General features: G+C 38.1%; 22 protein-coding genes, 1 tRNA gene and 1 pseudogene. 2 read left to right on the top strand and 22 right to left on the bottom strand.

All coding sequences use genetic code 11. The features are described from left to right. Positions 1-123 precede the first annotated feature (123 nt). Positions 124-1,056: a DUF6076 domain-containing protein gene (locus WMO31_RS10425; RefSeq protein ID WP_117931696.1), complete on the top strand. Its 933-nt coding sequence runs from the start codon at positions 124-126 to the stop codon at positions 1,054-1,056. A gap of 58 nt (positions 1,057-1,114) precedes the next feature. On the opposite strand, the gene WMO31_RS10430 is transcribed toward WMO31_RS10425, so the two are convergent. Continuing rightward, positions 1,115-1,378, bottom strand: a complete 264-nt coding sequence (locus tag WMO31_RS10430) for a DUF6809 family protein (RefSeq protein WP_117931695.1) — start codon at positions 1,376-1,378, stop codon at positions 1,115-1,117. Positions 1,379-1,605: 227 nt separating this feature from the next. Between WMO31_RS10430 and WMO31_RS10435 the strand changes: the two genes are divergently transcribed. Continuing rightward, on the top strand, positions 1,606-2,397 hold the full coding sequence (locus WMO31_RS10435) for a hypothetical protein (RefSeq protein WP_367999672.1): 792 nt from the start codon (positions 1,606-1,608) through the stop codon (positions 2,395-2,397). Between the two features lie 80 nt (positions 2,398-2,477). Here WMO31_RS10435 and WMO31_RS10440 read toward each other — a convergent pair whose 3' ends face one another. From WMO31_RS10440 to WMO31_RS10540, 21 genes and pseudogenes are all read right to left on the bottom strand, one after another. Then, positions 2,478-5,690, bottom strand: coding sequence for a C39 family peptidase (locus WMO31_RS10440; RefSeq protein ID WP_367999673.1), 3,213 nt, complete (start codon positions 5,688-5,690; stop codon positions 2,478-2,480). 358 nt (positions 5,691-6,048) lie between these two features. After that, positions 6,049-7,482, bottom strand: coding sequence for a VirB4 family type IV secretion system protein (locus WMO31_RS10445; protein WP_438871057.1), 1,434 nt, complete (start codon positions 7,480-7,482; stop codon positions 6,049-6,051). A 14-nt stretch (positions 7,483-7,496) separates the two neighbouring features. Next, positions 7,497-8,318, bottom strand: a complete 822-nt coding sequence (locus tag WMO31_RS10450) for a class B sortase (protein ID WP_367999674.1) — start codon at positions 8,316-8,318, stop codon at positions 7,497-7,499. After that, complete coding sequence (locus tag WMO31_RS10455; RefSeq protein WP_367999675.1) at positions 8,305-8,907, bottom strand: hypothetical protein; 603 nt, start codon at positions 8,905-8,907, stop codon at positions 8,305-8,307. Before WMO31_RS10455 ends, WMO31_RS10450 begins: the two co-directional genes overlap by 14 nt. Beyond that, positions 8,908-9,180 (bottom strand): hypothetical protein, encoded by a 273-nt coding sequence (locus tag WMO31_RS11280; protein ID WP_117705859.1) that lies wholly within the window; start codon positions 9,178-9,180, stop codon positions 8,908-8,910. Between the two features lie 183 nt (positions 9,181-9,363). Further along, positions 9,364-10,311 (bottom strand): conjugal transfer protein TrbL family protein, encoded by a 948-nt coding sequence (locus WMO31_RS10465; RefSeq protein ID WP_367999676.1) that lies wholly within the window; start codon positions 10,309-10,311, stop codon positions 9,364-9,366. A 45-nt stretch (positions 10,312-10,356) separates the two neighbouring features. Beyond that, positions 10,357-10,701, bottom strand: a complete 345-nt coding sequence (locus WMO31_RS10470; protein WP_249376195.1) for a DUF3852 domain-containing protein — start codon at positions 10,699-10,701, stop codon at positions 10,357-10,359. Further along, positions 10,679-11,029 carry a DUF7768 domain-containing protein gene (locus tag WMO31_RS10475; protein WP_367999677.1) on the bottom strand — a complete coding sequence of 117 codons (351 nt, stop codon included), beginning with the start codon at positions 11,027-11,029 and terminating at the stop codon, positions 10,679-10,681. The genes WMO31_RS10470 and WMO31_RS10475 overlap by 23 nt, the downstream gene beginning before the upstream one ends. Then, positions 11,029-14,706: a SpaA isopeptide-forming pilin-related protein gene (locus WMO31_RS10480; RefSeq protein WP_367999678.1), complete on the bottom strand. Its 3,678-nt coding sequence runs from the start codon at positions 14,704-14,706 to the stop codon at positions 11,029-11,031. Before WMO31_RS10480 ends, WMO31_RS10475 begins: the two co-directional genes overlap by 1 nt. Before the next feature lie 79 nt (positions 14,707-14,785). Then, on the bottom strand, positions 14,786-15,385 hold the full coding sequence (locus WMO31_RS10485) for a hypothetical protein (protein WP_367999679.1): 600 nt from the start codon (positions 15,383-15,385) through the stop codon (positions 14,786-14,788). Between the two features lie 64 nt (positions 15,386-15,449). Then, a complete protein-coding gene (locus tag WMO31_RS10490) occupies positions 15,450-16,157 on the bottom strand; it encodes a hypothetical protein (RefSeq protein ID WP_295243513.1) in 708 nt (235 codons plus the stop codon). Between the two features lie 64 nt (positions 16,158-16,221). Beyond that, positions 16,222-16,761 (bottom strand): flavodoxin family protein, encoded by a 540-nt coding sequence (locus WMO31_RS10495; RefSeq protein WP_295243516.1) that lies wholly within the window; start codon positions 16,759-16,761, stop codon positions 16,222-16,224. 75 nt (positions 16,762-16,836) lie between these two features. After that, positions 16,837-17,235, bottom strand: coding sequence for a SpoVG family protein (locus tag WMO31_RS10500; RefSeq protein ID WP_295243519.1), 399 nt, complete (start codon positions 17,233-17,235; stop codon positions 16,837-16,839). Between the two features lie 18 nt (positions 17,236-17,253). Continuing rightward, positions 17,254-17,541: an AbrB/MazE/SpoVT family DNA-binding domain-containing protein gene (locus WMO31_RS10505; protein ID WP_295243521.1), complete on the bottom strand. Its 288-nt coding sequence runs from the start codon at positions 17,539-17,541 to the stop codon at positions 17,254-17,256. Then, on the bottom strand, positions 17,541-17,753 hold the full coding sequence (locus tag WMO31_RS10510; RefSeq protein ID WP_119252515.1) for a hypothetical protein: 213 nt from the start codon (positions 17,751-17,753) through the stop codon (positions 17,541-17,543). Before WMO31_RS10510 ends, WMO31_RS10505 begins: the two co-directional genes overlap by 1 nt. Beyond that, on the bottom strand, positions 17,743-18,696 hold the full coding sequence (locus WMO31_RS10515; protein ID WP_367999680.1) for a DNA adenine methylase: 954 nt from the start codon (positions 18,694-18,696) through the stop codon (positions 17,743-17,745). The genes WMO31_RS10510 and WMO31_RS10515 overlap by 11 nt, the downstream gene beginning before the upstream one ends. A 155-nt stretch (positions 18,697-18,851) precedes the next feature. Then, positions 18,852-19,692: pseudogene (locus tag WMO31_RS10520) on the bottom strand (DNA cytosine methyltransferase). Beyond that, positions 19,674-20,156 (bottom strand): DNA (cytosine-5-)-methyltransferase, encoded by a 483-nt coding sequence (gene dcm / locus WMO31_RS10525; RefSeq protein WP_367999681.1) that lies wholly within the window; start codon positions 20,154-20,156, stop codon positions 19,674-19,676. The pseudogene WMO31_RS10520 and the gene dcm overlap by 19 nt, the downstream one beginning before the upstream one ends. A gap of 41 nt (positions 20,157-20,197) precedes the next feature. Then, a complete protein-coding gene (locus tag WMO31_RS10530; RefSeq protein ID WP_367999682.1) occupies positions 20,198-20,515 on the bottom strand; it encodes a DUF4314 domain-containing protein in 318 nt (105 codons plus the stop codon). Positions 20,516-20,592: 77 nt separating this feature from the next. Then, entirely contained in the window at positions 20,593-20,751 is a 159-nt protein-coding gene (locus WMO31_RS10535) for a hypothetical protein (protein WP_329975342.1), read from the bottom strand. Between the two features lie 404 nt (positions 20,752-21,155). Further along, positions 21,156-21,231: transfer RNA gene (locus WMO31_RS10540), tRNA-Asn, on the bottom strand. Between the last annotated feature and the right edge of the window lie 415 nt (positions 21,232-21,646).

Genomic DNA, 21,646 nt, shown 5'->3' on the forward strand with positions numbered 1-21,646 from the left:
ATCCAAAAGCTGTTGGAATTTTTTCACCAGTGTGATACAATAATCTCATACTTTTCAAGAAAAATATATGACAAAATGAATTGAAGTGATTTTTATAATTTTCACTTCAGGACAGAGGTGTATATGGCAAAGCACGAAGGTTTATTATTAAAAATTGATTCCAAAGGAAATATTTCCGGCTATATGCAGGAAAATAACAATAAGATTCCAATTGAAAATACTACTATCAAAAATGAGTTGATTAGTTTCTCAGAAGAAGATTTTGAAGAGTATTCTGAACTGCAAAATGAAATAAGAAAAGTTTACAGAACATATCCTGATGAAAGTGAAGAAAGATTTGCACTGATTAAAAAGTTAACTGCAAAAGCAGAAAAGGCATTGGCGGAATATAGAACTTTTTACGGTCTTTTGAACAGACTTATGATTGAGGATTTTTTAGGAGAGAACGACGGAACTGAACATTATCTGCGTGAATATGCAAGCTATCTTGACCAGATAAAAACCGTGCAGTTTTTTGTTTTGCACTTTTTCAGCGATTTATCAAATCAAATAGAAATTGATGTTAACGAAGATTTCAATTACAACAGCGTACAGATTTCCACCGTATTTTATTTTGAGGATAACAAATCCAGACAGATGTACCATATCCGTAACCTGACAGAGTATTATTTTCTGCTGTTACATTTATTTGTTGAGAACGGATACCGCCTCTGCCGCTGTCAGCTTTGTGGCAGATACTTTGTGCCAAAGACAAAAAAGAAAACCCTGTACTGCGACAGAGTTCTGAATAATGGTAAAACTTGCAAGGAATTTGCGCCGAAATTAAAGCACCGAATCTTGGCAAACAGAAATGAGGTGCTGAAAACTTTTGACACACAGCGAGGCAAAATGTATAAGCGTTATGAAAGAACACTTAACACACCTGGTACTGTGGAAAAGCCTTTAAGTTTTGAGGAATATTACGATTGGCTTGAAAAAGCGAGAACTGCGAGAGATAATTATCTTGAGGATAAAATTTCCAAGGAAGAAGCATTGAATATAATTTGTATTGAGTAAAATTTGCAAAAAGTAATCGGATAGGCAGTCAAATTTCATTGATTGCTTATCCGATTTCTTAATTATTTACTACATCAATGATAATTCTTGCACCCATCCGAAATCCGTTCAGGAATATTTCTCGCTCACTGATTTCAGAAATCTCACGATTGCAGTCCTTGTATTTTTCGAAGGTTTCTTTCTGTACCTCAGTCAGGGTTGCCACAAACTTTTCTTCATTCCTGTTGAGCAGTTTCAATAGTTCTTTGACCTCATCGTCAAGCCTTGAACATTTTTCGTGAGGGAATAAGTTTCCATAATATAAATCTTCAAGTATATCCATATCTTATGCCACCTTTCGTAGAACAAACATATCCCACATAACTTTGCATAAGTCCTGATATACTTACCTTTATTACTTTAATTAAGTTTGAAATTTATTTTTATTATTACTTTACAAAAAGCAATACAAGAAGTATAATAGATATCACAATTTAGTAAAAAATGCATAAAATCAAAAATCTCAAATAATTTCCAGTTAAAATATATAATAGGAATAGGAGCATACAAATGAAAAACAAAATCTTATCAGCAATAATATCCATCGTGCTTATGATTTCACTCGTAGGATGTCAGCAGAATAATAAAATTATTAGGCCTGATGTAGAAACAAAAACGGTAACGGAAAACAGCCAAGAAGATTATGTAACTTTTTCACTTGACGTGCCATCAGATTGGAAAGTATTAACTCAAGATTATGTTTCTATTGCCTGTTTTAGTTCTAAAGCAAATGAAACAAATGCCAGCGATAAAATTTCTCCCTACAAGTTAAGTATAGAAAACTATATCATTCCATCTCTAATGCCAATTGATGACAAATATAAACAAGCTTATAAAGATTTATTTAATGGCAAATATGATGGTATAAAAGATTTAATTTGCGATAATATTGAATATATAAACATAGGTAAGGTAATGGACAGTTTCCCAGATGTTACTTTTGAAACTCCTGAAAGCATTATGGATTACTTTAATATGCTTGTTAACGGTATAAGTACACCAGATGTTACAACGCCAGAGTCATGGAATGACAAAAAATGGGCATTTGATTTTACTTTCAGTGAATATAACGGTAAGAACGGAAATATCATTGCGGTCGAATATTCCTACATAATTATAGATAAAACATATAAAGCTATTAATTGCTACCGTGATGACGATTTTTCCGTATGCGGAGCTTTTGACGATAATACAGAACTTTCTTCGGGCGATTTAGCGCTGTGGGTTGCTGATAATATGGAAATTACCAAACACTATAAAATTGAAGATAATATGCTAAAACAAGAGGGCGTAGATTATTAAATTTTATATTTTTTAAAATCTATTTATTGTAATAACAGCCGAAGTATTTTTCTACTTCGGCTGTTATGTTATGAATATATTTATGCTTTCACAAATTCAAAAAGTGCCGCTTTATCTTGAGGTAATTCACTTACAGGATTAATTTGAGGCATAATATTTATGCGATCAACTTCTGTCCCCCAAAAATTTTTAACAACAATTTCTATTTTTTCGCTATCATATATAGTCGCATATTCGTACATTTTTCCATTTTCACCACAAAAGATCCACGAAACATGTTTATCACTTCTTCGTCTTTCGTCAAATGTAAAAACTATATCATAATTATATGAATCATTTGGTACTATTCCTTTATATTTACCATACTCACCCTTTGCAAAATCATTAACAGTAGTTTCCCAAACTACTGCAGAATATATATTAGCTCCCGACCAATATCCATGAATATCTTTCATAGATAGATTTTTTAGTGATATTAAGTTGTTGAAGAAATTACAATAATTTGATTCACCGCATTCAATATTAGCCCATCTTCTACCTGAACTTTTTGCCTTGTAGTATTTAACATCAATATATAATGACTCCCAGCTTTCAGAAAACGATGTAATACCGCCAATAACAATACCATAAATACTGCCAATAAGTGGAGCTTTATCCATTTTATCTACCAAACTATCATCAAAAGCAAGTCCTGAAATAAATTTTGCTACATCAAATGAATTTTTTACTAATCTGGTTGTTTTTTCTTCATTTATATGCTCTTCTTTATAATAAGACTTACCATTTTCATAGTATTCAATCGGATATATTTTTCCATTTATGGGATTTTTAACTGCACCATATTTATATACAGGAGCAGGCGTTGGTGCAGGAGTGCTAGTATCCTTTTTTTCAAGAACAATAGCCTGATAGTTTAAACCTTTATACGCCACTTCAACGGAAGATTTGCTATAGTAGGTTTGTGGTTGATAAGTCAAAGGGTCATTAAAAATATAATGGCTACTATCGTATCCCACTAACAGCAAACAATGTTCGGGGGCTATCCAGTTAATTGTTTTTCCGTTGTAGGTCCACGTAGAACTTATGTATGGAGTATTCATATACATAGTAGCCCAAAGAATTACCGGTATTCCTTTGTCTATGTAGTTAGAACATAAATTTTTCAGAGAAACACCATATAATTGTTTTGCAGTATATTTTTGTCCGGATAAAGCTTTATCCAATGCCTTTTTTATTACCGGTGCATAACATCCATACCCACTCGTATATCTGGGATTTCCTCCAAATGAAATATTGGGATCAAAAGGAACTCCTGTTTTAGTTAAGTACGAATCAATAAATTTATCTACAGATATATCTATGCCAATATGATTTAGTGCCATAACTGTTGTAACACTTTCGCATCCTGTTGGATATTTGCCTAATTGGGAAATAAACGGGGCTTGAATTATTTTACTATTACCTATAGGTGTTTGCGGCTTAGTATAAATTTCATTCTCCTCATATATATAAATTTCTACTCCGTTTATATTTTGGCCATCTATACCCGCATAGGAAGCCCCTGTGTCCAAAGTGCCACCTAAATTATACTTTGTCTGTACACTACGCATCCATTTTGGATCAGCATTACTTACCCAAGGCAGCCAACTTCCTCCTACATGCACTCTGTACATAACAACTACACCTGATGTTAGTTTTACATCATCCTTACTATATACTTGAATATTCAATAACTGCACAATGCCACCCGGATATCCTGCATAGTCATTTTCAGTGCTTTTAACAAAAGGATAATAGTATGATTTTCCTTCATTCCAAGTCCTGTATAAAAGGTAATATGGCTTATCCTTGTCGGTTTTAATTTTTATACCATTAATATGAACAGAGCTTGCAGTTGAAGTAAAGCTATGCCAATTAGAATCTTCGTCAATATAGCTAAGTGTTGAAGCTACTTTGCCTCCGGATAAATTACCGATTGATGATGAGATGGATTTGCCATTAAACACATAGATTTCAACACCGCTTATATTTTTACCGATAATTCCGGCATATGATGAACTGACATCCAATGTTCCACCTAAATTATAGTTTTCTTGAACATCCTGCATCCACTCCGGATCAGCATTACTAACCCATGGCAACCATCTTCCATCAACATAAGCACGATACATTACAACAACACCGGCAGTTAGCTTTGTTCCATCCTTACTATATGCACTTATACTCAGTCCCTGAATTGGTTTATTTGGATAACCTGCGTAATCATTTTCTAAACTTGTTACTTCAGGATAATAGTATGATTGTCCTTCGTTCCATGTTTTGTAACGCAAATAAAAATCCGAATTTGAATTGGTCTGAATTTTAATACCGTCAATAGGAGAAGCCATTACTTTATGATTGAAACTTTTCCAATTAGATGTACTATTTGCCATATACTGGGTTGTTATTAATTCTTCAGAACCAACGAAACTACCTGAACCCGCATTTAACGAATCTTCTTCAAAAATACGAATTTCAACGCCACCAATATTTTTACCGTCTATGCCGGCATAAGATGAACCTGTATCTAAAGTACCATTCAAACTATATTTAGTTTTTACATTTCTCATCCATTCAGGATCAGCGTTACTTACCCATGGCAACCACCTTGAATCAGTATATACTCTATACATAACAATAATTCCGGAAGTAAGTTTTGTGCCATTATTTCTATATACATTGATACTTAACCTCTGAATAGCTTTTCCAGGGGAGCCTGCATAATCATTTTCTGTACTATTTACGGCAGGATAATAAGATGACTGTCCTTCATTCCATGTTCGATAAGTTAAATAATAATCCTTGTTACTGCCTGTCTGTATTTTTATTCCATCTATTCTGGATGACAAAGTGCTTTTTGAAAAAGACTTCCAATTAGATTCATTTCCAACCATATAGCTTAGCGAAGGATTTGATTCACCACCAGAGTAGTTTCCTAACGATGATTCTTTATAAACACGAATTTCTATTCCGCTAATATTCTTTCCGGAGATACCGGCATACGAGCTGCTGGTATCTAAAGTGCCACCCAGATTATATTTACTCTGTACACTATCCATCCATTCAGGGTCAGCATTACTTACCCATGGTAGCCATTTATTTTCTACAAAGGCTCTATACATAACAACAATACCTGATACTAACTTCGTACCATCATTCCTGTATGCTTGAATCTGAAGTTGTTGAATTGGCTTACCTGAAGAACCTGCATAATCGTTTTCAGTACTTTTTACATATGGATAATATCCATTCATTCCCTTATTCCAAGTTCTATATTGTAAATAAAAAGATTCATTTGAACTTGTTTTAATCTTTAAGCAGTCCATAGTAGATTTTGTCTGATCACTAAAACCTATCCACTTTCCACCGTATAAATATGAAAGAGAAATGCTTGCTTACTCAATAATTTTTTCCTCCTAATAAATAATTAATATTTTTGATCGATCACATAGAACATATGTTCTATATATAATTTTAGCGTATAAATTCAAAGTTGTCAAGAAAATCAATAATACTTTTTTTGCAAACAAGTTAATTAAAATAGTTTTTGAAATATAAACATATTTTTCACTAAATAAAAACGAGATAAACAATAAAGGTCATCTCGTTTAATTACATCCTATTCGGTTTCGAACAATAATTATATTTAACATCTTTGAGTCTTTTGTTAGTGTCAAGCAAACCCTTAACTCCGAAACACAGGAATCTGTCATCGGTGATATTCGTGTGACCGTTGAAATACTTTGATTCAGAACCAACGCACATACTGTGAATACCCAGACAAACCTCTTGCAGGATTTCTTCTGTGTAAAGATACTTTCGCTTGTGGTCGTAGGTCATATATTCTTCCTCGCACAAATCATAGAAATCACTCATCACAGGGAAGTCAGTAGGCTTTTTTGTACTGTAATCTGTTGTGTCTGTAATGCCGAATCGTGCATACAGCTTCATAAGCAGAATTTCAATTGTATCAAGCTGTGCGTCCGTGAAATCCTTGTAGGTTCTAAAAAAGTCTTTTAGAAATGCAATATGCTGTGATAATCGGGTAACTTTGTTAAATGCAGGCGGTGCGTCTTTGTCAATCTCATCCTGTCCGTCATTCCAAGCTTTAGGCTCAAGGGGATTGATTTTGTATTTGCCCGACATAAAATCAATGTAGCAACCGCCGAGGGCATTTGTCAGATCCTCATACTCCGCTTCGGGGTCAAGGCATAAGATTTTCTTTCCGCTTTCACGAATGTTTGTAAGGATGAGTTTCAATAAATACGATTTGCCCTGACCGCTGTTTCCGAGGATAAGGATATTTGATGTAGTTTTGTCCTCTGTCCTGCGGTCGAAATCCACAAGGATATTAGTGCCGTACTTATCTCGCCCGATATACAAGCCGTTAGGGTCTGTCTTACCTGAAAAATTAAACGGGAACAGATTTGCAACAGATGAAGCAGGCAGAACACGCTCATACAAACTTCCGAATTGATTTGAACCTATGGGGTTCACCGACAAGAAGCCTTCTTTCTGTCTTAAAGTCAGACGGTCAACTTCAATTTTTGAGCGAGTAAGCTCCATTGCAATATCAGTTTGCAACTCTTTTAATTTCTGTTTGCTTTTGGCTTTAAGTTCGATGAACACAGAACAATGCAATAAAGCCTCTTTGTTCTTTCGCAGATTTGCCATCAGCGTGACAACATCCTGCAAGTTGCCCTGTGCTTCAATGGTTTCGTTTACATCGTTACCGCTTGATTTGAGCTTATTTTTGCGTGTTGCGTTCTGTATGATTTTACGCTGTTCCATACTCTCCACAAGTCTGTGATAGATGCGGAGAGTTACTCCGTTTCTGTCTGCAAGCTGTGAAAGAATCGCCTGTTCTTCAGTTGACGGCGGATATTCACGAACCGCCCATACACTGCGGTATGAGTCGCCGACAATGTAGTGATCTGTCAAGAATTTTATTGTTGACGGCAGAATCATATCAAAGAAATCTTTTGTGTAAATTTCCTCTGCCTGTTCTGGTGTGAGCACCTTTGGTTTTCTATTGAATAGTCCCATAATTTTTACCCCCTTTAATTTCGAACTGCCAACACAAGTATGCGGTCATCTTGATTGTATCCGTAACAGGTTGAAAGCGTTAGAATCTGCTGACCGTAAACAGGTGTAATTCCTGTGTCGTATATGGATTTCTCTTTTGCATATTCAATTCTTGAGTTATAGCTTTTTTCCGTTCCAACTGTTGTGAATCTGTACCAATCATCATCGGATTTTACTTTCATAACAGAAAAGACGGAGTAAGCAAATGCCCCGTCTTTCGTTTTGAGCACAACTGTCGGATGTTCCGTAAAATAAGAATAATCGGTATAGTTGTAGAGGTCTGCAAACATTGTGCCGTTGTTCATATGGTGTCCGTAAATTATGAGATTGGTGCTGTCGGCTGAACACCTTGCATCAAGAAACGGTGTACCGCTATAGCTGTACTCACCGTAAAAATTCCTATTCAGATACTTCTGCGGATTACTGGGTGTGTGCATAACAGGATAGTTTATGTTTGTTCCTGATATGTTGATCCAGCCGAAGCATTCGGAATTCATCGAAATGAGTTCCGATATTGAATGAGGTTCGTAATATGTCGTGAAATACATAGACGATTCGTCTTGAACATCATTATCACAATCACTGACTTTTAATAAATTTGGATTTATGAATTGTTCTTTTTCAGTATCATTACCTGTCGATTCCTCAGTAACAATTTCTGCAAGGTTTTTAAAACTTTCATTCTCTTTGTACTCTTTAAACACCTGCGAAAATATTGAAACCAGGCAGGCAATTATAACAACAGAAAATACGCCTATCACAATTCCTATTTTGATTTTTTCTTTATGTTTCTTCATAGGTATGCTCCTTTTCATAATACTGTTCGCCGTCATAGTCGGGCATCAAATCGCCGTTCATACTTGCGTCAAAATATATTGCAAGAAAACGCTTGATGTCGGCTTTCTTCATTCTGGTTACTTCAAAGCCTTGGTCTGAAATAATCTTCTCAACTCTGTTTGCTTTCTGCAAAACATTTTCTGATTTTGAAGATTTACACCTTGCAATGAACAGGAACTGTCTTGCGGTTGAGGTTTCGGTCTGAATACTATCGAGAAAATCCAGATCCTTATTCAATATTTTTCTGACTTTTTCATTCTGTTCAGCTTCAATTCTGCCTTTGATATAGCTTTTGTTTGTATCGAAGCACTCGCAGGAATCGGTACAGGTGATCTCAATATCCGGCACAGCAGAAAGCACCATCATCAGGTGGCGCACCTTGATTTCGATATTCGTGTGGGAAAGCACAGAAATATTTGTAGGCTGAACCATATAGAAAATAAATTCTTTCTTGCCGACCTTTAAACCGTTTTTCGTAAAGGTTTTTATGCCCATCAAATCCTGAACAGATTTACCTTTTTGTTTTGTTTTTTTCTGCTTGTTCTTCATTTATTTGCCCCTTTCTGCCCAGAAATATATCTGTTGAGTTGATATAAAATACTTTACGGCATAGCGTATGAAATCAAGAATTGTTGTATCTTCCAGTCTTATTGACAAAAAGCCGAAACAGAGAGTTACCGCAAGAGGTACTATTATTCTCGTCTGTGCAAGTATCAGTATTGATAACAAAAGTGCTATGCTCATAATTGCAAAATCCCGTAAGCTCCACAGCCATAGATTGGCTGTGGCTTTTAGGTTTTGCGGATATAAATAAGTGGTCATAATCTTTAAATTCCTTTCGTTTTAAATCGGAGCAAAGTTCTAACAAGCTTGTTTGATTAGAACTTTGCGATAGATTGCAACTTGTGCCAAGGAGCATTGCGCCTCTGCTTTTTAGCGGAAATTTTACGCTAAAAAGCAGTAATGTTCTACGCAACATAAGTGGAGTAGAACATTGGCACTAAGTTATTTAGCCGCCCTTGCAACACTTCTCGTCAGATTTACGGCAGTAGTGGTTGCGTGAACAATGCTCGTCATATTAACCTTAACTGATGAATCAAGTCCGAACTGCTGTGCAATTCTAGGAACTTCGTTTGATGCAAGCATTATTCCAAGTCCTAAAAGCATATTACCGGGGAAGGTTAGCAACCCGAGGAACAGCAGAGTTGTCTGCATAAATGCCGTAAGGCACAGTGCCGCTATCTGTTTCATCCACTGATTAAAGCCGTCCTGATATCCTCTCGGAACGCTGAACATATACAGTGCACCTACCGCCATTTGTATGAGCAGAATTCCTCCACGCTTGATGTTCGCAAAAAAGATTTTTATTACGCAGTAGGCAAAGGCTATCATGCATAACAGATTCAGCAAGCCGAATGTTGTCTGTGTTGCTACTGCAAAACTGCCCTCTAAAACACTTGTGCTTTGTCCGGCTAAATCAATGCTTTGTTGCCCTGCCATTATAGATGACAAATCCTTTGAGAATGTGTTTTGCAGGCTGATGCAAAATTTATACAGTTCCACAGGCACAACGCCGAACAGCGAACAGGCAAAGAAACCTTTTAAGACATTAATTGCAGTTGTCTTTATGTTTGCTCTGCCGTTCTGATACTCTATTGCAACATCAAACACGGCGACGACCGTGCCTGCGACGAACAATGCCCAGCCAAACAGCGTAAACAGATTTATTGTCGCCTGCACCCATTCAAGGTCAAACACATCTGCGCCCATATTTCCCATCATAGTGAAAAAGTCTGCGACAGCGTTGTAAATCGTTTCATAGAACCACTGTAACATCGTGTTCCATATAGCGTTTGAGATTTGCTCACCGAGGTAATCGAACACACCGCCTATGGCACTTCCGATACCACCGATAAAATCTCCTAACCAGTCAAAAATATAAATCACCTCCACAAAAGGCTGTTATGACTTAACACAACAGCCTTATTTTTATTGTTATCAGAGTATCGTCCAAATGTACAGTGGTGCTGTCAGCGAGAACACAAGACAACCGAAAAGAATTGCCGGCGCCGTGAACTCAAACTGCCCGTGCTTGCGATAGTCCATATACGCGGTTGCAAGTTTGACAAAGAAAAGTATAGCAAGAATCATATCTACAGCAGGAAAAACAACATTATTTACAACATTTTTAATCTGTGTTTGCGCCGAGGTCCATGTACTTTCGATGGCTGATGATACATCTCCTGCGGCAAAGACTGTTACCGCCGATATTCCGAGCATTAACAGTATTACTGATATTCCTGCCAACCACTTCAATAACTTAATTTTTCTTGACTTTATCATTTTTTACCTCCGATTTTCTTAAATCATTCTCCGATATATATCTGACTTCGATGTTCAGTTTTTCTGCAAAGCGAATTTCTGTTTTCATACTCTCAGTTATTTCATCTCCGAAAACCCAAACCGCATCACAAACCCAAAGCATAGAAAGTCCTGCGTTCATACCGAGATTCCTTTCTTTATCATTTCTGTCATCTAAAATCAGCACATAAAAATGCGGTATGAACGGAGCCATACCGCACTCTAACGCATAACGGGCATATCGTTTTGCGTTTTCAATGTTTACAGATACATTACCGCCCAAAGGCGAACAGATATATGCCCTGTGCATTATTCATCGTCCTCATCTTTCCTTTTAAATTTTATGATAAGAAATGCAATCAAACCGCCGACAGCAACAGAACCCAAGCCGATATAAAAGCCGAGATTTGAGTTATCACCAGTCTGCGGTTTTTCGGGTTCAGGCTGTGGATGAATTGTTACTGTCTGATCTGTGTCATCAATGTCGGCGTGTACGGCGATTTCAACACCATCATAATAAAGACTTTCAAACACAACGACATCAGTATCTTTTGTAATTATCGAGCCGTCAAAGGTAAAGGAGACTGTCACTTCGCTGTTTGCTTTTTCTGCTGTAAAGGTTACTTCTGAGGTGATTTCCTTACCGTCTACAAGAAATGGTTTGCCTGTTGCTTTATCCATCAAAATACCTTTAACCGTGTATTCTTTGCCGGGTACAAGGTGCTTGTATGACACGACATCATCAATAGTTACATCGCCGTTTACCGTAAATTCCTTTTTGCCGTCAATGGCTGCTGTAGTTTTCAGTTCAGGAATTTTATCGTTCAGTACGTTAATTTCAACAACTTCCTTGTTCTCTGAAATTGTCACGGGATAGCTTTCACCATTTGGAAGATATCCCGTGGCAGGCTTTAATTCACAGACAATGTATTCGCCGTATGGAACATTTTCAAAAGTGAAGATTCCTTCCTCATTTGATTCGGCTGTAAGGATTGCTATTTCTTCTGTGAATTTGATTTCATAAATACTAAACAATCCAAATAATGCGCCTGCAATATTTTCGCCTGTTTCACGGTCAATCTTTAGTCCTTTGATTGCGCCGTAGATGATTTCATTTTCAATCTCTTTACCGTCATTAACCGAGATATGAACAGTTGCTGTATCCTGTCCTGCGTATTCAAACACAACAGGGTATTTTTTCTCAGATAGGATATAGTGGCTGTCAGTGCTGATTTCCTTAACATAGTAACTTCCAATCGGAAGGTCGGTTGTAAAGGTTGCCTTACCTTTTTCATTACAGGTGATGATTTCAAGAAGTCCGTTCTCCGGAATGACTGTGCCGTTTGAAGCCTTTAAATCTTCATCAGCGTAAAGCCCGAATGAAACATTGAGGATTTCGTCATTACTGCCAATGTTGAATTTTTCGTTTTGTTCAAGAATTTTTGTAAGGTCAATTATGACTTTCTGCCTGTCATTTGTAAATGAGGTTGATGTGCTTGTCACCTTTTCGTTCTGTCCTGAGTAGGTGAGTTCTATATGATTTACAGTCTTGTTCAGAACAAATCCGTAAGGAGCTGTTTTTTCTACAACACGGTATTTACCGAGGTAAAACTCATTGCTTGTGGCTTTTCCATTCGTCCCTGTGATGATGGTATCTACAAGCGTATCTTCCTTTACTCTGACCGTTCCGTCAGGAGTTGTAATATCTTCATCTGCATAGATTTCAAACACAGCACCCGACAAACTGTTTAAAGAATATTCAGGCTGATAGACTATTTCTTTTTCTCCCGAAGAAGTTACATTTGAGAAAATTTCGCCTGTTTTTTCTACGGTAATTGTACCTTTCTGCGGAGTGTTTTTCTTCTCGGTTTTTACGATTGTGACACCGTTTTCTTCTGTTGTGTTTTCTGCTGTAATATCAAAGTAAATCGGTGTTGAATCAAGCACATATCCGTAAGGAGCCTGCACCTCAACGACTGAATAGCCTTTGCTGTAGGGCAGAGTTTCAGGTGTGATAAGGTAACCATCAGAATTTGTATAGAAGGTGTCAATAGTCGTTACTTCGGGATAGGTGTAGGTCATAGTCACGAGCTTGTCGTTAGGATCATAAATCTGAAAGCCTGCGCCTGCATACGGAATCTGTTTGCCTGTTTCGCTGTCAACCTTTACTATCTTTACATAGCTTTCAAGGCTTGCATTATTGATGAGGTATTTGTAAGTCTTATTATTTTCAGAAATAAACACATCAAAATCAGCAATGAACTCTGTACCGTTCCAACCCTTGGTCTGATGAACTGTGTATGTTCCGTAAGGCAAATCCTTTGTTTCCGCAAAGCCGTACTCGTCACATATAAGATTATCTCTTTCGGATTCTGTTGCTTTTGCATAGCTTCCCGATGATTTCAGATACACCTGAAATTCTGCACATTTTTCGGGTGTTTCAATTTTCGTACTGCCGTCATCAGTGTGCTTGATAATGGAGATTTTGCCCTTTAAAATATCCTCTGTAACGCCCATTGAAATGCTGTTGTTTTCAATGGTGTATTTCTTTGCTTCTGCGCCGATATGATACTCGGTTTCGTCAAGCAGATAACCCTCGCTTGGCTCAATTTCTTTCAGAGTCCAGTTATCTCCGCAAACATAATATGAAGTTTTAAAACTGCCATTCTTGTCTGTGGTGTATTTGTCAACCAACTTGCCGTTATTGTAGATACCGTAAACTGCTCCTGCGAGTGTTGCATCACCCTGTGCAGACTTTGTTTCAGCGTCTGTTTTTGTAACAGTAAGATTCCACTTTTTAAGCACATTTTTAAAGGTCACCGTTGCAGTTTTACCGCTTTCAACCTTAACGGTCTGCGATTTCTGGGTTTCGTACTTACTGTCTGTAATTTCGGTAACGGTGTAACTTCCGGGAAAAAGGTCAGTTAATTCAAATTCGCCCTTTGAGTTTGTCTTAACTGTCTTACTGTAACCATCGCCTTTTACGGTAAACTCAATATTTGCAACATTGCCGTCCTCGGAAGTTTTAATGAGCTTGAGATTGCCTGAGCTTGTCTTGACCTTGAAATATGCTCTTATCGGGTCAGCGTCATTTTCAACTCCTGTGATTACATCCTGAAGGCTTGCGTCACCATATGGAACAAGAGTTGTATTTCCTACGCTTGGCATTGACTTTGCAAAGTTAAATGTTACTGCATCGTTCACGGGATTTGAGGAGGTGAGCGTCAGCTTGTTGCCTGATACCGTTGCACTCACACCGCCTGTTGTCTTGAAACTGAAATCCGAAAGAATACTGTTGCTGTCTGTAAGTTTTAAAGTATATTTTCCATCTGAATACTTCATCTCATAGGTTTCAGCCTTTGAAGCGATTGCCGATGCAAAGCTTGGAACAATTGAGTAATTGGCAAGGCTTTTTGAGATAGCATTGTAAACTGACTTAACTCCGGGGTTTGCTCCGCCTGCACAGATACCGTCAATAAACTTTGTATTTGTGCATTTATAGCCTTCGCTTGTAGAACGACAACCTGAAACAAACTCCCATACAATCAGCTGTGTTGCTACCCATTTCTGATCCTCTGTTCCGCTTAAGCTTTTTCCTGAACCGGGTTTGCCGTAGAGCAGAGCGAGGTTGATTGCTTTCTGCTTTGCAGAGCCTAAATTCTTCCAAACGGTTGAACCGTCCTCGGTCAGCGTATTGCCCGAATAGAGAGTGTGACCGGGTTCAATGCAGTAGGCTTCCTTGCCGTCTGCAAAAATCTTGCACAGCTCCTCACCGGGAGTACCGACTGTGTAGCCGTTGCTGACCGTTGTCTGCTGAAATTTGATTATGTTTCCTGTACTGTCATAACAGTAGTCAAAGGTAATTGTAACTTCATCACCGCTTGCTGCACTTACAGGGAGCGAGAACATTGTTCCGAATATTACGGCAACCACGAGTAAAAGTGCAGTTATTCTTGTGAATTTCTTATTTCTGATTAACTTAGTCATTTTAAAAATCCTTTCATAAAAAATATGGGGCAAGATTTTACCCTTGCCCCGATTGACGTCTTATTCTGCTTAAATACAATCATAATTTCATCGCCTGCCCTTCATTGAAATCTTCATCTATATCATCGGACTGCTCACTGCCATCCGTAATATTTACATATTCGCCGATAATGTTCAGCGCTTCGCAGTAACTTTCCGAACTCGTAACACGACTGCACATTTCTTTTGCTTCGTAAGCCATACCGTTTTGCTTTAATGTACAGCTTGCAATTCCTAACAGATTGAATATATTGCCGTCCTGACCTATCAATGCACAGTCGGGTTTGACCTTTTCTGCTTTGCTCTGTTCATCGATAATAAAACCACCGAGCTTGTTATCTACATAATCGGAAAGCCACATTCCTGCAAAGGCTGTGTAGGATTGCAATCGCCACATTGCAAGCTTGCCGATGTCAAGGTGGACATCTTCAAAGGGATAGAGAATACAGGTTACGCCGTCACTCATGAACACCGAAATATTCTCAAACTTTGTGTTGTCAAGAAGTATTCCTTTGTCCGTAAGCATTTTATTGATGCCGTCCATCCATTCTTTAATTTCACCTCCACAGCCCTGCAAGATGAGTCCTTCCTTACCGTTCATACGGCGGAGGTCTGAGAGTGTTATACTATTGATTTTCATTGTCATCTTCCTTTCATAAAAATAAGCACCCACAATGAAGTGAGTGCCTTGCTTAATCGTATGCTCAACAGTAGACTACATATATTTTGTTGTTTTCTGCAATTACATTGAATGATAAGTCTCTCGGAGCTATGCCACTGCTTTGGAAGTAGTAGGCTACATACTCAACATCACCATAGCAATCTGCTGTCAGGCTTTGCGTATCATCATAATATGATGCGTTTGTGGGCGAGAACCAGCTTGCGTTGCCTGTGTTCAGTGAGGAATCGTATTTCATTCCAAGCTGCTGACCGTAGGCTATGCAGGCACTCACCGCATAATGAACATCAACCGTTTTTGCTTTGGTAGGCGGTTGCGTCAGTTTTACAGCAGGCTTTTGAGTAGGAGTTTCAGTTTCTTTTTTAGTAGTCGATTTTGATTCGGACTGATTACTATTCACTGTATTCTTGCTGTTGTTCTGAACCTCAGTTTGCGTTTTCTGAATCGGATTCGTTGCTGAAACAACCGCCGAATTTTGCCCACTGTCGGTTTTTTCTTCGGATTTTGTATCCTTTTCCGAAGGCTCTGTTTCATTTGAAGCGGTTGCTTTTTCGGTGGATTGCATTGTTTCGGTTGTTGCCATTTCAGAACTTTTCCCAGATGCAGAAACACCCACGGAAGTTGAAACCGTGGGTGATAAAGAACTATTATCCATTTTTTCTTCTGCCGTACAAGCTGTGAATGTTCCTGTTGCTAAAATCAATGTCAGCATTATTGCGATTTTCTTTTTCATATTCTCATCGCTCCTTTCAAGCAACAAGTATATCCAAAGAATTTCAAATGTCCAGAGCATATTCTTAAATTTTATCGCAAAACTTTATAATTTCATTCTTTCTTTGTTTCACTGCCTCCTTATACTCTACTGAACACAAGCCTAAACTATCGCAACACTCAATCTCCAAATGTCCATAGAAGTGTTCGATGCTTTCAATAACTCGGCTACATTCTCTCATACTTGGACCAGTTCTTAAAGCTATTGAATATCCTTTCTTTCCGCTACTTATGGTAGCATGAGGGTCATGAGTGTTACACCAAGGTGTGCACCTATCAATAAAAGCCTTAAATTGTCCCGGAATGTCAGCCCAATATGAAGGAGACACTGATATAATAATATCTGCCCATTCATACTGTTGAATTATTTTGACTACATCATCATCTTGAATACATTTAGCTGTATTATGACAATTTCTACACCCTTTACAAAAACTTATATCAAAATCATCAATACAAATACTTCTGACATCATATTTTTCTTTCAAACAATCTGAAACAATATTTACTATTTCAGCAGTCGCGCCATTTCTTACTGGACTACAATTCATTACTAAAACTTTCATTTTATTTATCTCCCGAAATTACCATTCAAATTGAAAGATATTATACATAAGTCTAGAGTAAAAGTCAAGGCAAAATCACATACTCTGCGTAAAGCTTTCTGATTCATCTTCCGACATATCCTCGGTTTCCTTTTCACTCTGCTGTTCATCAAGTGCCTGATGATACACTTCCATAACCTTGCTGTTTAGCATATCTCTTGACTCCTTTGAAATCGGGTGAGCAATCTCGCTGAACTTCGTTTCGCCGTTTTCATCAACATAGTTACTTGCAGGCATTGCAACAAATAAGCCTTTTCTTGAGTTCATCACTCTGATTCCGTGAATTGCAACCGCACCTCCGACAGTAACGCTTGCGAACGCCTTTGTGTTGCAATTATCAATATCAAAGAGCTTATCAATTCTTACCTTGATATACGGCAGTTTCTTTTTCTGATTATTGTTTTTGGTTCCTTTGTAATTTGTATTCTGTGCCATTATAAATTTACCTCCGATTTAGTGTTTCTGCTTTTCTGCCCACAGCAGAGAAAGATGTAAAAGTGCATCTCTCTGTTCTTCCTCGGACAGGCTGTCAAGGAAATCTTCAAGGGTGAAATTTTCCTCGAATTCTTCTGTAAGTTCGTTACAGTTATCGCAGATTTTTTCTCTCCTGACAACTACCGAGCCGTCATCCTGCTGGGTGAATGATAAAACATCGTTGTATCTGAATCCGATTCGCTGACGGATTACAAAAGGGATTGTAATTCTTCCTTTTTTACCGAGAACTCTGTATATTTTAAGCACTACTCGTCCTCGCTTTCCGCAAGCTCTGCTCTGCACTCATCACAGATACAGTTGCTACAATTACACTTGTCATCAAAATTTTCGCAATCATCATCGCACCTCTCAATTAGAATTGCTCCTTCCACAGCTGAAATCTGCACAGCACAGTCGGATGTGATTCCTGATACAATAAGTGCGTCAAGCGGTATGCTTACATAAATTCTATTTTCCATTGTTAATAATACACTCCTTCAAAATTTGTTCTAAATCAATTTGTTGTTCGGTTGTTAAGTCAAGCAGGCTTAACTGTAACGGCTTGTTTCTCTGCCTTTCATACATATCGTAGTTGCTGATTAGCAGTTTGGGGAATTGTTCGCCTGCGTTGATTCGCTGTTTCATATTGTGAAGCCTTGTGAAATCAAAAAATGGATATCCGTCATACAAATTGCGGATTTCTTCACAATCGTTGTATGGAACAAGCCATTTACCCTTTGAATTTGCAAGCGTGTTTTTCAGCCTCAGATGGTCATCCCAAGTGAATCCGCAATGATAAACATACTCGCTTGAATAGTACGGCGGATCGCAGTAGAAAAAGGCATTATCTCGGTCATAATGCTTGATTAATACCTCGAAATCCTGATTTTCAATCACCTCATTTTCAAGCCTTTTTCCCACTTGCTCTATAAGTTGAAAAAGGCTTACTACTGAAAATGGCTGACAGGCAAAGGATTTTCCTCCGCTTGAATAGCTGTATCGTAAGAGTTTAAGAAACATTACGGCTCTGCGCAAATCGTAGTCCTGTTTCATTCTGACATATAGCTCTATGATTTCTTCTGCTTTCAAGTCAGGCAGGATAATCTTCGTCAGTTCCAATTCTTCATCAAGGTACTTATCCTCAAACTTCTCCTGTCTGAAGAAATCCCTGATTGCATTAAAATCATCCCTTGAATTAAGCGGATAAAATCCGAGTTCTTTTATGAATGCCATAGGTCTGTCACGCATACAGCGAAAGAGGTTTACAAGATTATGGTTATAGTCATTGTAAACTTCGAACTTATCAGGCTTTTTCTTGCCTAAAAGTACAGCTCCCGAGCCTCCGAACGGTTCAATATACCTTTCGTAATTCAGAGGAAACAGGGCGTACAAAATATGAAGGATGGATGTTTTGTTACCCATCCAACTCACAGGGGTTTTGATATTCATCACTCCATTTCTGAATACCAATCGCCCCAGAAACGACAAAAAGCCGTTGATTAAGCTTTTAACTCAACCAACGGCTTATATATGAAAACCAATACCAGTCGTTCGGAACGATTGATATTAGTTGTTATTTAATTTTTATCGTTTACCTTTTTGATAATCTTCCCGATTTCAGAGATTACCTTCACTGTCACAGCATTTCCTGCCATCTTGTAGAGCCTGCTGTCGGATAGTCCTGTCGCTTTTGCCTTGTCAAACTGATCATCTGTGAAGCCTTGTAATTTCCAGCACTTCCTCGGAGTAAGTTTTCTTATTCTGCCGATATGAACTTCACCGTTTGGCTCAACAAAAGCAACTGCGAATTTTTCATCATCTGCAATATTCGTGCTTTCTACGAAAACACCCGAATGTTCAGCCTTGTGGTTACTGATTCCCGAATCATGTCTTGCAGTTATGCACCTTGCAATTTCTGTCAGCTTAGGTTCGGGGTTCAGGTCGATGAAATAATATGCCTGAGTTGCGGAAGTTGTCAGAGTATGCGCTATCTGACTTCCTACTCTGCCACGCCTTGAATTTTGTCCTGAAAAGGCAGTATCAATGCTGTCGCCGGGATATGCGATCTGATAACCGTCTTTGGTTTTAGATTTTATCGGCAGACCAAAATTTTCGGTATTTTCAATGAGATAAAGTCCCGAATGACCGCCGAATCCGCCCGAACCGCTTGTAAGCGTACAGCTTAGTCCTTTTGATGAGTAGATTCGTTCACCTTGCGTTGGGTTTTCTTTGTATAAGAGTTTTTCCGCTTGTTTGCGTGAAAGATAATACTTCTCCGGCACATTGTCCTCTAAGATATCCGATAATGAACACTCGATTTCGTGACTGTGGAACTCCGAAATTTTTGCTGTTAAGTACCTGCCAGCATACATCATACCCCTCGTCGGCACAAGCTCTGCTTACTCGTTTCGACCGCAAGCGGTCAAAAGCTCGTCCGCTATGCTGTGCCTCCTCTCCCCAAAAAGCTTACAGCTTTTTGGGGAGAGGAGGATTGTTTCAAATGTTTTGCCTGAGTCATGGTTAAGCAGACCGGGAACATTTTCGAGGAAGATATACTTAGGTTTTTTAACGGCAACAATTCTTGCAATTTCAAAAAACAGCGTTCCTCTTGTATCGTCAAATCCTTTTCTTGCTCCTGCGATTGAGAAGCTTTGGTAAGGAAATCCGCCGGTAATAAGGTCGAACTCGGGTAACTGTTCGGGTACGATTTTTCTTGCGTCATCAAAGTAAAGTTCACCTCCCGTGTCATACATTGCTTCATATGCCTGCTTTGCATACTTGTCGATTTCGCAGTATCCGATGCACTCAAAACCGCCTATGGCTTCAAGTCCTGAACGGAAACCGCCGATGCCTGCAAACACATCAAAAAATTTGATTGCCATAAATCTTCATTCCAACGAAGATTTATAGATTAAAACTCACCTCACATTCCCATAGTCATTCCGCTATCCTCATCAGGAGTTTCATTTTCAACTTCTGATTTAGATTGGTTTTCTGCTTCGATTTCTTCCTGAGTGAGCTTTCTGAATGAGTCCTCACCGGGAACAACTCCAAGTGAACGACCGTTGTCCCACTCGGGGAATATCGTTCCCATTGAATCAACAAATTTTACTGTTCCTCTTGTTCCTGCCGGAACAGGTGCGTAAGGGTCTTTCATACTGATAAGCTCAATTCTTGTACCCGGCGGATACAATTTCTTTGTACTTTCAGCGATTCTGCGCTGTCTTTCATATTCGTTCAAGTTATACATCTCCTATTTTTTAGTTTTGATTCAAGCAATATCCATTAGTGGGACTTCTGATTTTTATTGTCATAAAATCAACCTCCTTCTTTTTTTCTGTTTATATTGACATTTTTGTTGTCAGAGAAATGTGAGATTTCATTTTCATCACACTCATCATTGCGCCTGTCAAAATTCGGTTTCTGACGCATCTCTCTTTCAAACTTCCTGAGTTCGGGTGTGTCGGTAAAATACATTTAAAATCATTCCTTTCAATTTTTTGTAAATAAAAAAAGGCAACCGTTCTAATCAAAAAAATTAAAACGATTGCCAAATAAAAAAAGAGCCAATTACTATATCTCTAAAATAAGAAATATAATGATTGACTCATATATTTGATAATATTAAATTAAGCAGATTAGCGAAAGTAATCAGTTTTCTTTACCTTTAACTAAATTTTGTAGCTTTTCAACAGCTTCATCTTTAGTTTCAGAATCCTTTACTATTTGGATAATTGAGTTCATAAGAACATCAAATTGTTTGTCTGTCATATTTTCGAACTCCATATCTTTTCCTTTCCGATAAAACAATTATCACTTCTACCGGAAATAAATTTTGTATATAAGTAATCGAGGCTCATAGAAAAACTATGAGCCTCTTTTGGCTCCCCCAACTGGGCTCGAACCAGTGACATCATGATTAACAGTCATGCGCTCTACCGACTGAGCTATGGAGGAATATACAATTTTCTTTGAGATTTACCAAAGATTTTTGTCAAGACTGCACAAAAAGCAATCTTTTTTGTTACTTAAATCCCCGGTAGCGGATTTAAACAACATATTTTTTGTTCCTCTGGCTAAGTAATAGTTTCGAGTACATTTCTGTACACTCGCACTACCGACTGAGCTATGGAGGATTATACAATTTTCTTTGAATCGCTCAAAGATTTCCATTAAGACTGCACAAAGAGCAATCTTTTTTTGTTACTTAAGTCTCCGGTAGTGGACTTAAACAACATATTTGGTTGTTTCCTCAAACTAATCAATAGTTTCCGGTACATTTCTGTACACTCGCACTACCGACTGAGCTATGGAGGAATATAGAGCAAAACACCCGTTTGGGTGTATGCTTTGTGTTGGCATCTCCCTATCT

It is taken from the genome of Ruminococcoides intestinale, assembly GCF_040095935.1.
Lineage (GTDB): Bacteria > Bacillota > Clostridia > Oscillospirales > Acutalibacteraceae > Ruminococcoides > Ruminococcoides intestinale.

Excerpts from the sequence above, each read along its gene's own strand:
- WMO31_RS10490 (WP_295243513.1), bottom strand. The coding sequence starts at position 16,157 with ATGAAAAAGAAAATCGCAATAATGCTGACATTGATTTTAGCAACAGGA.
- WMO31_RS10485 (WP_367999679.1), bottom strand. The coding sequence starts at position 15,385 with ATGAAAATCAATAGTATAACACTCTCAGACCTCCGCCGTATGAACGGT.
- WMO31_RS10430 (WP_117931695.1), bottom strand. The coding sequence starts at position 1,378 with ATGGATATACTTGAAGATTTATATTATGGAAACTTATTCCCTCACGAA.
- WMO31_RS10425 (WP_117931696.1), top strand. The coding sequence starts at position 124 with ATGGCAAAGCACGAAGGTTTATTATTAAAAATTGATTCCAAAGGAAAT.
- WMO31_RS10480 (WP_367999678.1), bottom strand. The coding sequence starts at position 14,706 with ATGACTAAGTTAATCAGAAATAAGAAATTCACAAGAATAACTGCACTT.
- WMO31_RS10500 (WP_295243519.1), bottom strand. The coding sequence starts at position 17,235 with ATGGCACAGAATACAAATTACAAAGGAACCAAAAACAATAATCAGAAA.
- WMO31_RS10445 (WP_438871057.1), bottom strand. The coding sequence starts at position 7,482 with ATGGGACTATTCAATAGAAAACCAAAGGTGCTCACACCAGAACAGGCA.
- WMO31_RS10510 (WP_119252515.1), bottom strand. The coding sequence starts at position 17,753 with ATGGAAAATAGAATTTATGTAAGCATACCGCTTGACGCACTTATTGTA.
- WMO31_RS10450 (WP_367999674.1), bottom strand. The coding sequence starts at position 8,318 with ATGAAGAAACATAAAGAAAAAATCAAAATAGGAATTGTGATAGGCGTA.
- dcm (WP_367999681.1), bottom strand. The coding sequence starts at position 20,156 with ATGGCAATCAAATTTTTTGATGTGTTTGCAGGCATCGGCGGTTTCCGT.
- WMO31_RS10515 (WP_367999680.1), bottom strand. The coding sequence starts at position 18,696 with ATGGGTAACAAAACATCCATCCTTCATATTTTGTACGCCCTGTTTCCT.
- WMO31_RS10440 (WP_367999673.1), bottom strand. The coding sequence starts at position 5,690 with ATGAATGGATATTATCCATATGTAAAAAGTACTGAAAACGATTATGCA.
- WMO31_RS10495 (WP_295243516.1), bottom strand. The coding sequence starts at position 16,761 with ATGAAAGTTTTAGTAATGAATTGTAGTCCAGTAAGAAATGGCGCGACT.
- WMO31_RS10455 (WP_367999675.1), bottom strand. The coding sequence starts at position 8,907 with ATGAAGAACAAGCAGAAAAAAACAAAACAAAAAGGTAAATCTGTTCAG.
- WMO31_RS10475 (WP_367999677.1), bottom strand. The coding sequence starts at position 11,029 with ATGCACAGGGCATATATCTGTTCGCCTTTGGGCGGTAATGTATCTGTA.
- WMO31_RS10535 (WP_329975342.1), bottom strand. The coding sequence starts at position 20,751 with ATGTATTTTACCGACACACCCGAACTCAGGAAGTTTGAAAGAGAGATG.
- WMO31_RS10470 (WP_249376195.1), bottom strand. The coding sequence starts at position 10,701 with ATGATAAAGTCAAGAAAAATTAAGTTATTGAAGTGGTTGGCAGGAATA.
- WMO31_RS11280 (WP_117705859.1), bottom strand. The coding sequence starts at position 9,180 with ATGACCACTTATTTATATCCGCAAAACCTAAAAGCCACAGCCAATCTA.
- WMO31_RS10435 (WP_367999672.1), top strand. The coding sequence starts at position 1,606 with ATGAAAAACAAAATCTTATCAGCAATAATATCCATCGTGCTTATGATT.